This window comes from Kaistia granuli DSM 23481 (genome assembly GCF_000380505.1).
GTDB classification, from domain to species: domain Bacteria; phylum Pseudomonadota; class Alphaproteobacteria; order Rhizobiales; family Kaistiaceae; genus Kaistia; species Kaistia granuli.
In genome coordinates, this window is the sequence record NZ_AQYH01000004.1 from 241,256 (window position 1) to 255,851 (window position 14,596).

The 14,596-nt window shown below is 67.3% G+C and carries 14 protein-coding genes and 1 riboswitch; of the genes, 7 read left to right on the plus strand and 7 right to left on the minus strand.

Annotated features, from left to right (window positions below):
- Nucleotides 1-42: 42 nt before the first annotated feature.
- Together G342_RS0105035 and G342_RS0105040 are read right to left on the minus strand one after the other, a co-directional pair.
- A complete protein-coding gene (locus G342_RS0105035) occupies nucleotides 43-540 on the minus strand; it encodes a DUF1801 domain-containing protein (RefSeq protein ID WP_018182018.1) in 498 nt (165 codons plus the stop codon).
- Complete coding sequence (locus tag G342_RS0105040) at nucleotides 537-1,388, minus strand: AraC family transcriptional regulator (protein ID WP_018182019.1); 852 nt, start codon at nucleotides 1,386-1,388, stop codon at nucleotides 537-539. Before G342_RS0105040 ends, G342_RS0105035 begins: the two co-directional genes overlap by 4 nt.
- A 249-nt stretch (nucleotides 1,389-1,637) precedes the next feature.
- Between G342_RS0105040 and G342_RS0105045 the strand changes: the two genes are divergently transcribed.
- Entirely contained in the window at nucleotides 1,638-2,396 is a 759-nt protein-coding gene (locus G342_RS0105045) for an SDR family oxidoreductase (RefSeq protein WP_018182020.1), read from the plus strand.
- A gap of 97 nt (nucleotides 2,397-2,493) precedes the next feature.
- On the opposite strand, the gene hemA is transcribed toward G342_RS0105045, so the two are convergent.
- Together hemA and G342_RS0105055 are read right to left on the minus strand one after the other, a co-directional pair.
- The gene (hemA, locus tag G342_RS0105050; RefSeq protein WP_018182021.1) at nucleotides 2,494-3,777 is read right to left on the minus strand and encodes a 5-aminolevulinate synthase; all 1,284 of its coding nucleotides are present in this window, start codon (nucleotides 3,775-3,777) and stop codon (nucleotides 2,494-2,496) included.
- A gap of 264 nt (nucleotides 3,778-4,041) precedes the next feature.
- Nucleotides 4,042-5,238: an O-succinylhomoserine sulfhydrylase gene (locus G342_RS0105055; protein WP_026304137.1), complete on the minus strand. Its 1,197-nt coding sequence runs from the start codon at nucleotides 5,236-5,238 to the stop codon at nucleotides 4,042-4,044.
- Nucleotides 5,239-5,297: 59 nt separating this feature from the next.
- Nucleotides 5,298-5,378: riboswitch (SAM riboswitch) on the minus strand.
- A gap of 111 nt (nucleotides 5,379-5,489) precedes the next feature.
- Between G342_RS0105055 and G342_RS0105060 the strand changes: the two genes are divergently transcribed.
- Nucleotides 5,490-6,575: a 2'-deoxycytidine 5'-triphosphate deaminase gene (locus G342_RS0105060; RefSeq protein ID WP_018182023.1), complete on the plus strand. Its 1,086-nt coding sequence runs from the start codon at nucleotides 5,490-5,492 to the stop codon at nucleotides 6,573-6,575.
- 243 nt (nucleotides 6,576-6,818) lie between these two features.
- Here the strand turns inward: G342_RS0105060 and G342_RS0105065 are convergent, their stop codons facing one another.
- The gene (locus G342_RS0105065; protein ID WP_018182024.1) at nucleotides 6,819-7,625 is read right to left on the minus strand and encodes a 2-keto-4-pentenoate hydratase; all 807 of its coding nucleotides are present in this window, start codon (nucleotides 7,623-7,625) and stop codon (nucleotides 6,819-6,821) included.
- 199 nt (nucleotides 7,626-7,824) lie between these two features.
- On the opposite strand from G342_RS0105065, the gene G342_RS0105070 reads away from it, so the two are divergent.
- The 4 genes from G342_RS0105070 (at nucleotide 7,825) to G342_RS0105085 (ending at nucleotide 11,499) form a co-directional block, all read left to right on the plus strand.
- A complete protein-coding gene (locus G342_RS0105070; protein ID WP_018182025.1) occupies nucleotides 7,825-8,610 on the plus strand; it encodes an SDR family oxidoreductase in 786 nt (261 codons plus the stop codon).
- A gap of 46 nt (nucleotides 8,611-8,656) precedes the next feature.
- Entirely contained in the window at nucleotides 8,657-9,289 is a 633-nt protein-coding gene (locus G342_RS0105075) for a hypothetical protein (protein WP_156830807.1), read from the plus strand.
- Nucleotides 9,290-9,376: 87 nt separating this feature from the next.
- On the plus strand, nucleotides 9,377-10,663 hold the full coding sequence (locus tag G342_RS0105080; protein WP_018182027.1) for a glycerate kinase type-2 family protein: 1,287 nt from the start codon (nucleotides 9,377-9,379) through the stop codon (nucleotides 10,661-10,663).
- 200 nt (nucleotides 10,664-10,863) lie between these two features.
- Complete coding sequence (locus tag G342_RS0105085) at nucleotides 10,864-11,499, plus strand: outer membrane protein (RefSeq protein WP_018182028.1); 636 nt, start codon at nucleotides 10,864-10,866, stop codon at nucleotides 11,497-11,499.
- 133 nt (nucleotides 11,500-11,632) lie between these two features.
- On the opposite strand, the gene G342_RS0105090 is transcribed toward G342_RS0105085, so the two are convergent.
- A complete protein-coding gene (locus tag G342_RS0105090; RefSeq protein ID WP_018182029.1) occupies nucleotides 11,633-12,694 on the minus strand; it encodes an aldo/keto reductase in 1,062 nt (353 codons plus the stop codon).
- A 95-nt stretch (nucleotides 12,695-12,789) separates the two neighbouring features.
- The gene (locus G342_RS0105095) at nucleotides 12,790-13,800 is read right to left on the minus strand and encodes a zinc-binding alcohol dehydrogenase family protein (RefSeq protein WP_018182030.1); all 1,011 of its coding nucleotides are present in this window, start codon (nucleotides 13,798-13,800) and stop codon (nucleotides 12,790-12,792) included.
- Between the two features lie 212 nt (nucleotides 13,801-14,012).
- Here G342_RS0105095 and dps point away from each other — a divergent pair, with 212 nt between their 5' ends.
- A complete protein-coding gene (gene dps / locus G342_RS0105100) occupies nucleotides 14,013-14,492 on the plus strand; it encodes a DNA starvation/stationary phase protection protein Dps (protein WP_018182031.1) in 480 nt (159 codons plus the stop codon).
- The last annotated feature ends 104 nt before the right edge of the window (nucleotides 14,493-14,596 follow it).

Sequence of the window (14,596 nt, forward strand, 5' to 3'; positions counted from 1 at the left end):
GATCCAGGCGACGGTGAATGGGCGGTGCTAGCACCGCATTTGTCAGTCGAACGGGGGGAGTTTCGGCCGGCCTAGGATAATCGGCGCCGCTTGTTCCGCGGGGCGGATGTCCATGGCAGGCCGAACTGTACCCTTTCGTCGATGATAGGTCAGGGCCGCACGCAAGCAGAGCCTCAATGGCTCGCGCGGCAGAGCCCCCGTCGTGGACACGATGAGTGCGCGATTGCCCTCGAATGCGAAGCTGTCCGCAAAGTGGGTCCGGAACGTTTCGACCAGCGTCGTCCTGCAGTTCAACAACACCGCGCAGTCTCCGGGCGCCGACTTCAGGGCACCCAGCCTGATGGTTGTTCCGCTCTTGCTCGCCTCGGTCAGGTAGGCCGCTTCGCCCCATTTGAGGGTTTCGGTCAGCGGGCCGACGCCTTCGGTTTCCGCGGCTACCGCAAAGACCATCTCGCGAAGCTCCAACAGACGCGCCCGCACGGGCTCGGGGTGGCGCGATAGCGCTACGGCAACGGCCCCGGGGACAGGCGGGGTCTTCATGGGCCTGCCCTGAGAGGCAGGTGAATATCGGTGCGCAGTTCGGTTTGCGGCACCTCGCGTGGGTCGTTGAGGTAGGCTTCGAAGATGGGAGCATCATCCGGCTCATGGCCGGAAGCGGGTAGCCACACGCCCAGAAACCAGCGATAGGCACCGCGCATATCGGCATAGGGACCTGTGTAACTCAGTTTCGCATAGGACCCGCCGCGCAGGACCGTCTCCACCAGAGGCGCATCGATGGTGACGGAATCTGTCACCGGCAGGCAGGCGCGCGACCGCAGTTTCTCCTCCGGCCCGAGGTCGGGATCGTCGAAAAACACCCCGATCATGGCTGGCTGGGCCGGCAGGGCCTGACGGGCGACAAGCTCGGAAAAGAGCCTGCCCATGGCATGGTCGATTTCCATGTAGGAGCCCGTGTGTTCGACCCCCGCACATCGCCGCTCCGGCAAGGCCTCCACCGTCACGGGGAAGGCGCTCGCATCGCTGGCCGCCTTGGCAGCCTTGAAAGCGGCGTGCGAGCCGCTTCTACGGTAGGCAGCGGGGCTCACGCCGAACGCGTCCCTGAAGGCCCGCCCGAACGTGTCGGCAGAGCCATAGCCGGCACGCGTGGCCACCGCTCCGATGTCCAGATCGGAGTTGGACAGCCGATCGGCAGCGCGCTGGAGCCTTAGCCTGCGGATCGTTGCGGCAATCGTTTCTCCGCGCATGGCCGAGTAGATCCGGCTCCAGTGATAGGGAGAAAGACAAGCGACTTCCGCCAGTCGGTCAAAGGAGAGGTCATCCTCCAGGTGGGCATAGACGTAATCGAGCACCCGGTTGAGGCGGTTACTGTAGTCTTCCTGGCTGCGCATAGGAGCCCTCTGTCGTGCTTGAAATCATAGAAAGTCTTGCACGGCGTGGACAGGCAAATCCTGCGGAAGTGCAGGGTCGCTCTCCACGAGCCGTCCTGCCGCCGGCGGGCGGGAAGGCCTCGAAGCGCGAGCCGCCCCGACGCGGCCCATTCAACCGCAGGAAACGGATCGCGCGATGCGGCCGCGCCATGACACCGTGCCTCTGGAACCGCCTCGAAGGGCTGGAAACCAGGACAGGAAAAGGACGTCATGGAGCTGGAAAACAAGTCGATCATCATCACCGGGGCGAGCAGCGGCATCGGCAAAGCGGCAGCCCTGCTGTTCGCGGCCGAGGGCGCCGACGTGGTTCTCGGCGCGCGCCGGTCGAGTGAGCTCGAAACCCTCGCGGCCACCATCAACCAGGGCATCGGCAGGGCCGTGTACCTGGCCGGCGATGTGCGGGACGAGAGCTATGCCAGCGCCCTGGTCGATCTCGCCACAACGTCGTTCGGCGGGCTGGATGGCGCGTTCAATAATGCCGGCATTGTCGGGGAGATGGGCCCGGTCGCCGACATGGGGCTCGACAACTGGAACGCCGTCATCTCGGTCAACCTGACGGCGGCCTTCCTGGCGGCCAAGGCGCAGATCCCGGCCATGAGGGCGCGCGGCGGCGGCTCGATCGTCTTCACCTCGTCCTTCGTCGGCTTCAGCAATGGCGGCCTGCCGGGAATGGGGGCCTATGCCGCGTCCAAGGCCGGCCAGATCGGCCTGGCGCAGTCGCTGGCGTCCGACCATGCCGCGGAAGGCATTCGCGTCAATGCGCTCTTGCCCGGTGGCACGGTCACGCCCGCTGGCGGCGAGGGGAATCCGGGTGTCATGGAGTACGTCGCGAAACTGCATCCGATGAAGCGGCTGGCAGGCGCGAAGGAAATCGCCCAGGCGGCGCTGTTCCTGCTGTCCGACCGGTCGAGCTTCATGACGGGAAGCCCGATGATTGCGGATGGCGGGATGTCCGTCCGGCTGAGCTGACCGGCATCCGGGCGGCAAGGTAAAGACCGTCTCTGCAAACGAAAAAAAGGCCCGCCGGGAGCACCGGCGGGCCTTTTGCATGGGACGGAAAGTGAGGTCAGCCGCCGGCGGGCGGGAAGACCTCGAAGCGCGAGCCGCCGGCGACCATGCGGCCGACATTGGCGGGCGCGGTGCGGCCGAGGGGCAGCCAGAGGCGATGCCAGACGTCGATCAGCGCGTCGCGCAGGCCGTAGATCAGCGCCTCGTCATGGCAGGGCGTCGGCGTGATGCGCAGCCGTTCCGTGCCGCGCGGCACGGTCGGATAGTTGATCGGCTGGATATAGATGCCGTGCTCTTCGAGCAGCATGTCCGAGGCGCGCTTGCAGAGATCCGGATTGCCGACGAACAGCGGCACGATATGGGTCTCGGACGGCATGACGGGCAGGCCGGCATGGATCAGCACCGACTTGGTCAGCTGCGCATGCTTCTGCTGCAGATCGCGCTCGACCTGCGAGGCCTTCAGATGGCGGATCGAGGCGGTCGTCGCGGCGCAGATGGCCGGCGGCAGCGCCGTCGTGAAGATGAAGCCCGGCGCATAGGAGCGCACGGCGTCGACGACGGCGCGGCTCGCCGTGATGTAGCCGCCGAACGTGCCGAATGCCTTGGCCAGCGTGCCCTCGATGACGTCGATGCGGTGCATGACGCCGTCACGTTCGGCCATGCCGCCGCCGCGCGGGCCGTACATGCCGACCGCATGGACCTCGTCGATATAGGTCATGGCGCCGTACTTCTCGGCGAGGTCGCAGATGCCGGCGATCGGCGCGATGTCGCCGTCCATCGAATAGACGCTCTCGAAGACGATCAGCTTGGCGCGGCCCGGGGCCGCTTCCTTGAGCAGTTCTTCGAGATGCTCGAGGTCGTTGTGGCGGAAGATGCGCTTCTGCGCGCCGGAGCGACGGATGCCCTCGATCATCGAGGCATGGTTCAGCTCGTCCGACAGGATCAGGCAGTCGGGCAGCAGCTTGGCGATGGTCGAGATCGCGGCGTCGTTGGAGACGAAGCCGGACGAGAAGACGAGGCCGGCTTCCTTGCCGTGCAGATCGGCCAATTCGGCTTCGAGCTCGACGATCGGATGGCTGTTGCCGGAGATGTTGCGGGTGCCGCCGGCGCCGGTGCCGAGGCCCTGCGCCGTCTCGGCCATGGCGCGGACGACGTCGGCATGGTGGCCCATGCCGAGATAGTCGTTCGAGCACCAGACGGTGATTTCGCGCGCGCCGCGCTCGGAGCGCCAGATCGCATGCGGGAACCGGCCAACGATGCGCTCAAGGTCGGCGAAGACGCGATAGCGCTTCTCGGAGTGGAGAGCGTTGATCGCATCCACGAAAAACGATTGATAGTCCATCAGCAGCGCCCGCTTCCTGGATTTGTTCCAAACTAGTGCAGGATGCTTAAGCTGTCCAACGATCGTTTGGATTGACGCCAGTCAATTCCGCGTCAGTAATCACGGACGGGGCTGCGCCGCCACTGCGCAATTTAGCGCATCCGCGGATTGGTGCTTCGCAGATCGTCGCACCCGGCCCCGATCCGCCCTGCCGGCGCCGGATTGCCAGCGTCGACAGGTGGTTCTGCAAATCGCATCGCCCGCCACGGCAGGGCGGCGCGGCCGTCAGGCCTGGTCGAGCGCCAGCTGCAAATCCTCGATCAGATCGTCGGGATCCTCGAGGCCGATCGACAGCCTGAGCAGGCCCTGGGTGATGCCGAAGCCGAGCCTGGCTTCCTCGGAAAGGCGCTGGTGCGTCGTCGTCGAGGGATGGGTGATCAGGCTCTTGGCATCGCCGAGATTGTTGGAGATCTTGACGATCTCCAGCGCGCCCGCCACCCGGTAGGCCGCTTCCTTGCCGCCGTCGACCTCGAAGGCGATCAGCGTCGAGCCGGCGCCCATCTGCTTCTTGACGATATCGGCCTGCGGATGGTCGGCGCGGCCCGGATAGATCAGCTTCGCCACCTTCGGATGCGCCGCCATCATGTCGGCGACGCGGGCGGCGGTCTCGGTCTGGCGGCGGACCCGCAGATCCAGCGTCTCCAGGCCCTTGAGCAGCACCCAGGCGTTGAAGGCCGACAGCGTCGGACCGGTCTGGCGCAGGAAATTGTGCAGATGGTCGTTCACATAGGCCTCATCCGCCGACAGGATGATGCCGCCGAGCACGCGGCCCTGGCCGTCGATATGCTTGGTGCCGGAATAGACGACGACGTCGGCGCCGAGCTTGATCGGCTGCTGCCAGATCGGCGTCGCGAACACGTTGTCGACGATCAGCAGCGCGCCGGCCTCATGCGCGATCTCGGCCACGGCGGCGATGTCGATCACTTCGAGCGTCGGATTGGTCGGGCTTTCGAGGAAGAAAGCCCTGGTGTTCGGCTGAACCGCGTCGCGCCACTGGTTCAAATCGGTGCCGTCGACGAGGGTCGACTGCACGCCGAAGCGCGGCAGCAGGTCCTCGACGACATAGAGACAGGACGAGAACAGCGCCTTGGCGGCGACGACATGATCGCCAGCCCTCAGCATGCACATCAGCGCCGCGGTGACGGCGGCCATGCCGCTCGCGGTCGAGCGGGCGGCGGCGGCGCCTTCCAGCAGCCGGATCCGCTCCTCGAACATGAAGACGGTCGGATTGGAGAAACGCGAATAGATGAAGCCGGGATTCTCGCCCTTGAAGCGCGCCTCGGCGGCCTCGGCGGTGTCATAGGCGAAGCCCTGGGTCAGGAACATCGCCTCGGACATCTCGCCGAACTGCGAGCGGAGCGTTCCGCCATGCACGAGTTCGGTGGCGGGGCGGCGGGGGCGCTTTGGCTTGTCTTCAGACATTCTGTTTGGGTCCCGATACGAAAAACCCGACGCGACGGTCGGGCAAAAATCGGATGTCGGAGTTCCGGCAACCGACCTTTTAGCGACATTGTTTAACGTGGCGGCAAGCCGGTCGGCTCAAATAGACCACGATCTATGGTTTTTTTGATATGCCTCCGGCGGCTTGGCGTCAACGGCGACTTCTTGCATTCGCGCGGACTTGCCGCATTCCCGTCGCTCGCCTATGCAGTGGCATGAGTTACGGAGCGGGCATGTCAAGCGAAGCAGCAATCGGAATTCTCTCGGCCGAGCAGATCCGGGCCAGCCTCGCGGCCGGCCAGATCCGGATCGAGCGGCCGCTCGACGCCGACCAGGTGCAGCCGGCGAGCCTCGACCTGCGCCTCGGCGCCGTCGCCTACCGGGTGCGCGCCAGCTTCCTGCCCGGCCCCAACGTGCTGGTGAAGGACCGGCTCGCCGAACTGACCCTGCACGAGATCGACCTGACCCACGGCTCCGTGCTGGAGACGGGCTGCGTCTACATCGTGCCGCTGCTCGAAAGCCTGGCGCTGCCGGCCGACGTGCAGGCCTCCGCCAATCCGAAATCCTCGACCGGCCGGCTCGACATCTTCACCCGCGTCATCACCGACCGGGCGCAGTCCTTCGACACCATTCCCGCCGGCTACCAGGGCCCGCTCTATCTGGAAGTGTCCCCGCGCACCTTCCCGATCGTCGCCCGCACCGGCTCGCGCCTGTCGCAGATCCGCTTTCGTCGCGGCGATACGCATCTGAATGACAGCGAGCTCGCCGCCCTCAACGCGCGCGAGCCGCTGGTCGACGGCGATTTCCGCGCCTCGGGCGGCTTGCTGCTGTCGATCGATCTCGAAGGCTCGAACGGCATCATCGGCTACCGTGCCAAGCGCCACACCGGCGTCGTCGACGTCGATCGCCGCGCTGCCTGCGACGTGCTCGACTACTGGGAGCCGATCCCGGTGCGCGGCAAGGCCGAGCTGATCCTCGATCCCGATCAGTTCTACATCCTCGTCTCGCGCGAGGCGGTGCATGTGCCGCCGGACTACGCGGCCGAGATGGTCGCCTTCGATCCGCTGGTCGGCGAATTCCGCGTCCACTATGCCGGCTTCTTCGATCCGGGCTTCGGCCATCAGGCCGCCGGCGGCGCCGGCAGCCGCGCCGTGCTCGAAGTGCGTAGCCACGAGGTGCCGTTCATCCTCGAGCATGGCCAGACGGTCGGCCGCCTCGTCTACGAGAAGATGTCCGAACGCCCCGCCCGGCTCTATGGCAGCGACCTCGGCTCGAACTACCAGGCCCAGGGCCTGAAGCTTTCGAAGCATTTTCGGTAGGGCGCGGCGCAACGGGCATCGGCTTCCGACCAGCGCTTCGCCGTCATCCCCGCGCAGGCGGGGATCCATGCGCCCGTAAGTCTCGCAGCGCGAAGCTCCTCGACTTCGCGGGGATGACGGCGAGCTTGGTCGCAAGCGGTCTTCACCAAGCCTTCAACACCAACCGCCATCCCCGGCAGCCGGCGCCGAGGCAACTCGGGGCGAACTGCCGAAGCCGAGCCTCCGCACTCCGCTTTGGCCCGGCTATTCTGACACCGTGAGCGTCACCTCACCGAGTCCGGTGATCGAGATCTCCACCTTGTCACCGGGCTTGAGCCAGCGGGTTTCGACCAGGCTGCCGGTCAGGACGATCTCGCCGGCGCGCAGCCGGTCGCCCCTGGCCGCCAGGCTGTTGGCGAGCCAGGCCAGCGCCGCGAAGGGATGGCCGAGCACATCGGCGCCGCGGCCGCGCCCGACCTCCTGGCCGTTGATCCGCGTCACCCCCACGACCTCGGCCAGATCGGGCGCGTCGGCGAGCGTGAGCGGCGCGCCCAGCACGGAGCCGGCGGCGAAGAAATCATCGGCGATCAGCGTCGGCGTGTCGGTCTTGCGCCAGTCGGCATAGCGGTCGTCGACCAGCTCGATCGCCGCCATGACGCTGTCGACGGCGCCCGCCATGTCCTCGGCGCGGAATGGCGCGCCGGTCGGATCGAGGTCGCGGCCGAGGCGGACGGCGATCTCGCATTCGATGCCGACCTGGCGGAAATCGGCGGCCGAGATCGTCGCGCCGGAGATATGCGTCGTGCCCTCGAACAATCCGGCGCCGCACGGGTTGGGGATGCCGAGATAGGTCTGCATCACCGGCGTGGTGCAGCCGATCTTCCAGCCGATCCGCCGGCCGTAGCGTCCGCGTGACAGCCTCTGGTGCACGCGCGTCTGCACGGCATAGGCGGTCGCCTCGTCGGGTGGACGGATGGCGTCCGGCAGCAGCGCGAGCGCGCTGCGGTCGAGGCGGGCATCGGCGATCCGCCCGGCGGCGTCGTCGAACTGGGGGAGCGGCTGCAACGGCATGGATCTCTCGATTCGGACCTGTCGGCGGACGGGGCGATGCGGCGCGCGCGAAGTTGCATAGCCGAGACGAGCCCGGCTAGGATCGCGGCCGGATTGGTTCCCGTCCGTGCCGGCCAGCGTGCCGCGCCGCGACGCCGTGAACAAGTCCGGCAATGAAATCAACTCGCGAATTGCGAGAACGGGGCAGGGAAGTTCGCCAATGGAAGCGCGCGTGGACGGCAAGATACTTCTGGTGACGGGCGGCACGCAGGGCGTGGGCCGGGCCGTGGCGCTGGAGGCGGCGCATTCCGGCGCGGAGGGCGTCATGCTGGTCGGGCGCAACCCGCAGCGCGGCGCCGCGGTCGTGGCCGAGCTGGAGGCGCTCGGCGTCGGCGGCGGCTTCGTCTCGGTCGATCTCTCGGCCGCCGACGCGGCCGCCATCGTCATGGACGCGACGCTGGACCGCTTCGACCATGTCGACGGCCTCGTCAACGCCGCCGCCAGCACCGATCGAGGCTCGATCGCCGATGCCGACGTCGACTTCTTCGACACGGTGTTCGCCACCAATGTGCGCACGCCGATGTTCCTGATGCAGGGCCTGATCCGGCATCTGCGTGATCGCGGCGCCCCGGGCTCCATCGTCAACATCCTGTCGGTCAACGCCTATGGCGGCACGCCGGAACTCGGCGTCTACGCCTCGTCCAAGGCGGCGCTGTCGATCCTGACCAAGAACGCCGCCCATTCGCACCGCTTCGACCGCATCAGCGTCAACGGCATCAATCTCGGCTGGGCCGACACGCCGGGCGAGCGCGAGATGCAGGCGGTCAAGCTCGGCAAGGGCGAGGGCTGGCTGGAGGAAGCCGAGGCGATGATGCCCTGGGGCCGGCTGATCAAGCCGGACGACGTCGCGCGCCTGGCGATCTTCCTGATGAGCGACGCCGCCATCCCGATGACCGGGGCGATCGTCGACCAGATCCAGGATTATGTCGTCGGCGTGCGCGACTGAATTGGGAGCGCCACGCCATGCCGCCGGACAGGTCCGCAGGATGATCGTGGCGCTCGCCCTCCGCGCTTGGAACGGCTGTCGCTCGGCCGTTTCGCTCGCGGTGGTCCTCGCCGCGGTCGCCGCGGTGACGGTCGCCTCGGCCGGCGCGGCGGAATCCGGCGCGCCGTCCTGGCAGCGCGCGTTCCACGACTATTCGACCGGGCTCGTCTTCGAGGTGCCGGCGCCGCTCGTCATCGGCAAGCGGCGGGGCCATGCGCGGCATGATCTCGTCATCGATATCGACAGCGCCGACCTGCCCAAGGCCGGTTCCTCGGCCAGCCTGTGTGCCGTCGCGCTGAAGGAGCAGCCGGAGGATGTCCGCGCGCTCGATCAGGCGGCGCTCAACACGCCGGAGATGCTGGAGCAACTGACGCAATCGATGCGCCTGACGCTCAAGCTGCTCGGCCGGGTCGAGACGATCAGGCCGCTCGGCTTCGGCAACGGCGTCCCCGGCGCCGCGGCTGTCATCACGCCGACGCTCGGTCCCGACCACGAGAATGTCCGGCAGTACATCGCGATCGCCGATACCCCGACCTATCGAATCAGTCTTTCCTGTGCCACGACCGCCGCAGCGATCGGCAGGGCCAGCCCTCTCTTCGAGGCGCTCGCCGGGTCGATCCGCATCGAAGCCGCCCGATGACCTTCTGGGCTCCTGCCCGGGACGGCGGCGCAGCGGAATGCGGAACCAGAACGTGGCGTTCGGCCCCTATGCGGACAGGCATGTAACATGACGCTCGACAAGACTTCGCCCGCTCTCGACGTAACGTCGCCAGACGGGGCCATCCTCCGCGCGCTTTTCGACGCCGCGCTGGCGGCCTCGCTGCCGGACGGCCGCTTCGAAGGCCGGCTGCCGCTCGCGCCGAAGGGGCGGACGATCGTGCTCGGCGCCGGCAAGGGCGCGGCGCGGATGGTGCGGGCGTTCGAGGATGCCTGGGAAGCCGCCGGCAACCCGGCGCCGGAGGGCCTTGCCGTTACCCGCTACGGCCACGGCACGCCGACCCGCTTCGTCGAGGTGGTCGAGGCGTCGCATCCGGTTCCCGATGCCGCCGGCATGGCGGCGGCACAGCGCATTCTCGACATCGCCGCTTCGGCCGGTCCCGACGATCTCGTCGTCTTCCTGATGTCCGGCGGTGCCTCGTCGCTGCTGGCGCTGCCAGCGGCGGGCGTGAGCCTCGAGGACAAGCAGGCGCTGAACCGGGCGCTTCTGAAGAGCGGCGCGCCGATCGGCGCCATGAACCAGGTTCGCAAGGCGCTCTCCGCCATCAAGGGCGGCCGCCTCGCCGCCGCAGCCGCGCCGGCCCGGATGGTGACCTTCCTGATCTCCGACGTGCCCGGCGATGATCCCGGCGCGATCGGTTCCGGTCCGACGATCCCGGAGGCGTCGGATCCCGAAGCCGCGCTGGCGATCCTCGCCGAATACGGCATCGCCATCGAGCCGCGCGTCGAGCAGGCGATCCGCGCCAATGCGGTCGAGGCCGGCGCCGGCGGCGCGGTCGAGATGCTGGCGACGCCGAAGATGGCGCTCGATGCGGCGGCGGAAGCGGCGCGCGCGATCGGCCTGACGCCGCTCGTGCTCGGCGACGCGCTGGAAGGCGAGGCGCGCGACGTCGCCCGCGTGCTGGCGGCGATCGGCATCTATGCGGCGGCGCATGACCAGCCGGTGGCCAAGCCCTGCGTGATCCTGTCCGGCGGCGAGACCACCGTCACCGTGCGCGGCAGGGGACGGGGCGGCCGCAATGCCGAGTTCCTGCTGGCGCTCGCCGTGGCGCTCGATGGCCACAAGGGCATCGCCGCGATCGCCTGCGATACCGACGGCATCGACGGCTCGGAGGACAATGCCGGCGCCTGGATCGACGCCGGCAGCCTCGGCGAGGCGAGGGCGAGGGGTATCGATCCCGTCGCCCGGCTCGCCAACAATGACGGCTACGGCTTCTTCGAGGCGCTCGGCCGGCTCGTCGTCACCGGTCCGACCCTGACCAACGTCAATGATTTCCGGGCGATCCTGGTGCGGTAGGGCCGATCGGCCGACAGGCCCCGCCCGCCCGCTTCTGTTGCAGGGATGCCGCAGCGGCCGCCTTCCTTTCGGCCGCATCTTGACGGACGCCGCTCGCATACCGATTTCAGGCTTTCATGGGCCGTGATGGCGCCTTTTTTGGCCGCCATGATACGCATGGCGGTGGGTATCGACGGAGTTTGGGTTCGAGAGGGTACGAGATGAGGCAACTCTTTTTTGCGGGCGCGGTGTTCGTAGCGCTGGCGAATGCGGCATCGGCTGCCGACATCTCGGTCAACGAACCCGTTCCGGTGGCTCCCGCCCAGACGACGACTTTCGACTGGAACGGCTTCTATGCCGGCGTGCATGGCGGCTTCGGCTGGGGCAGCGGCACCAAGGACGCCGATTTCCTCGACAGCGTCAGCGGCGGCCTGTTCGGCGTTCAGGCCGGCTACAACTATCAGGCCAATCCCTGGCTCGTCGGCTTCGAGACGGACATCGCCTATAGCGGGCTCAGCGACAGCGTCGGCGACGCCGCGTTGGATCTGAACTGGCTCGGCTCGACCACGGCCCGGATCGGCTTCACCTATGACAAGTGGCTGTTCTACGGCAAGGGCGGCGTCGCCTATGGCGATGTCGAGGCCAAGGTCGCCGGGGTGGGTTCCGACAGCCAGTGGGCCGTCGGCTGGACGGCCGGCGCCGGCGTCGAATACGGCTTCACGCCGAACCTCACCGGCCGGCTCGAATATGACTATGTTGACCTCGGCAGCAAGACGATCCTCGAAGGCACACCTGCCCAGGCCGATGTCGGCGTCACCTCCAACGCGGTCAAGGCGGGCCTGAACTACAAGTTCTAGGGCGCGTCTCGGCTGAGTGGATCCCGGGACTTCGCCCGGGATGACGGCGAGGGTGGTGGGCCGTCTCCAAGGTCAAATCCCGAAACAAGAAAGGCCCGGACTTGCCGGGCCTTTCGCTTTTCTCCCGTCCGGCTCAGTCGGCCAGATAGGGTTGCAGGAAAGCGCGATCGGCCGCGCCGAGGCGGTCCGGCGCTGCCGCGACCTGATGCCAGTAGGGATAGTCGAGCGGCTTCTGGCTGACTTTGTCGAGCCGGGCGCGCTCTTCCGCCGTCAGCTTGAGGTCGGCGGCGGCGAGATTGTCCTGGAACTGCGCGTCGGTGCGGCCACCGATGATGGCCGAGGTCACGCCCGGCCGGCCGAGCAGCCAGGCGAGCGCCACCTGCGCGCCCGAGACGCCGCGCGAGTCGGCGATCGAAACCAGCTCGTCGACGATGTCCCAGAGCCGGTTCCAGTTGTGGATCGGCGGCTCGGTCCAGCCCTGGAACAGGCGGCTGTCCTTCGGTGTCTCCTTGTCGCGCCGATGCTTGCCGGAGAGCAGGCCGCCGGCGATCGGGCTCCAGACCAGGATGCCGAGCTTCTGGTCGAGCGTGATCGGCACCAGCTCCTGCTCGGCCTCGCGCGCCTGCAATGTGTAGTGGATCTGCTGCGAGACGAAGGGGATGCGGTGGTCGCGGCGGGCGATCTCCATCGCCTTCATGATGTGCCAGCCGGAATAGTTGGAGCAGCCGATGTAGCGCACCTTGCCCTGGCGGACGAGGCTGTCGAGCGCCTCCAGCGTCTCTTCCAGCGGCGTGACGCCGTCCCACTGGTGCACCTGGTAGAGGTCGATGACGTCGGTCTTCAGGCGGCGGAGGCTCGCCTCGCATTCGCGGATCAGATGGTAGCGCGACAGGCCGCGATCGTTCGGGCCGTCGCCCATCGGGAAACGCGCCTTGGTGGCGAGAAGGACGCCGTTCTTGCGCTTGCCGCCGAGCGCGTTGCCGATGATCTCCTCGCATTCGCCGCCCGAATAGGCGTTGGCGGTGTCGAGCAGGTTGACGCCGGCGTCGATCACCATGTCGATCTGGCGCTGCGCGTCCTTGACCTCGGTGATGTCGCCGACCTTGGCGAAGCCGCCCTTCCGGCCGAAGGTCATCGTGCCCATGGTGAGCACCGAGACCATCAGTCCCGAATTGCCGAGTTGCCGATATTCCATTGTCCGCTCCCGCACTTGTCGCGGCCTTCGCCGCTGAACTTTGACAGCACCGTCCAGCATTCGGACGGCGCTGTCAAAACGAGAGTGGGACGAAATCAGACCTCGATGAGCGCCTTGATCAGGCCGCGCTTGTCATGGCTCCAGAGCGGCATGTCGGTCACCATCCGGTCGAGCGTGGTGCGGTGGGTGGCGAGCGCGTCGAGCGGAACCTTGCCTGCCTTGATCGAGGCGACGACATGGTCGAAATCGACCTTGGTGGCGTTGCGGCTGCCGATCAGCATCATCTCGCGCTTGTGGAACTCGGGATCCGAGAACGAGATCCGGTCCTTGACGATCGAGACCAGAACATAGGCGCCGCCATGCGCGACCAGCGCGAAGCCGGCCTCGATCGCCTGCGCGTTGCCGGTGGCGTCGTAGACGACGTCGAAGCCCTCGCCGCCGGTGCCGGCCATCAGCTCTTGCTGGGCGTCCGGGCCGGTCAGCGCCGACTTTTCGAAGCCGAGCGTGTCGCGGGCGAAGGCGAGGCGCTCCTCGCTGGCGTCGAGCAGCGTCACCTCCAGGCCGGCGATGCGGGCGAAGATGGCGACGCCGAGGCCAATCGGGCCGATGCCGACGACGAGCGCGCGGCCGCCTTCCGGCTGCGAACGACGGACGGCATGGGCGCCGATCGCCAGGAACTCGACCATGGCCGCGTCGCGTAGCGACAGGCCCTCGGCCGGGTAGAGATTGCCGGCCGGCATGACGATCTTCTCGGCCATGCCGCCATCGGTGTGGACGCCGAGCACGCGCACCGCCGTGCAGCAGTTCGGCTTGTTCTTGCGGCAGGCGACGCAATGGCCGCAGGCGATATAGGGGTTGATGACGACCGGCGTGCCGACCGCGAGCGCGACGCCTTCGCCGACCGCCGAGACGACGCCGGACAGCTCGTGGCCCATGACGCGGGGATATTCGAGGAAGGGGTGCTTGCCTTCGAAGATGTGATAGTCGGTGCCGCAAATGCCGACATGCTTGATGTCGACGACAGCGAAGCCGGCCGCGGGCGCCTCCGGTTCGGGCCGCTCGACGAATTCCAGCTTGCCCGGCTCCACGCAGATCACAGTTTTCATGAGGTCCTCTTCGACATCCTACCCAGCGTGACGGTCCTAGCGCAGGTGGTCCGCCACTGCCAGACGCCAGCGATGGCGGTGGTGGGAAATCTGCGCTGGCGGCGATCGCCGGGGCCGGCTGCGACAACGCGTCCGGCGCTCTCGACGGATCCTTGCCGCGCCGGACGCATTGTCCGAATATGCCTTTGAATCATCCATCCAAGGAGAGTGCGATGCCGCCCAGAAAGACCGCGATCGATCTGAAGTCCAATACCAAGACGGCGGCCATCGAATTGCTGAACGCGATCCTTGCGGACAGCATCGATCTGGCGCTGGTCACCAAGCAGGCGCACTGGAACCTGAAGGGCCTGCAGTTCATTGCCATCCACGAGATGCTGGACGGCTTCCGGACCGAGATCGACGGCCATGCCGACACGGTGGCGGAACGCGCCGTGCAGCTCGGCGGCTTCGCGCTTGGCACCAGCCAGACGGTGGCGGCATCCACCAAGCTCGCGCCCTATCCGACCGAGATATCCAAGATCAAGGATCATCTGGCGCAGCTGATCGAGCGCTATGCCCATGTCGCCAACGAGGTCCGCAAGGGTATCGACAAGGCCGACGATATCGGCGACGCCGACACCACCGACATCCTGACGGCCTATTCGCGCAGCCTCGACAAGGCGCTCTGGTTCCTGGAATCGCACGTCGAATAAGGGCGAAGCCCCACACATGATTTGAGGCCCGCCGTTCGGCGGGCCTTTTTCTTGGCTCCGATTCCAGCGCCGGTGTCCGATCGTCGCCAAGGGTAGATGTTGGC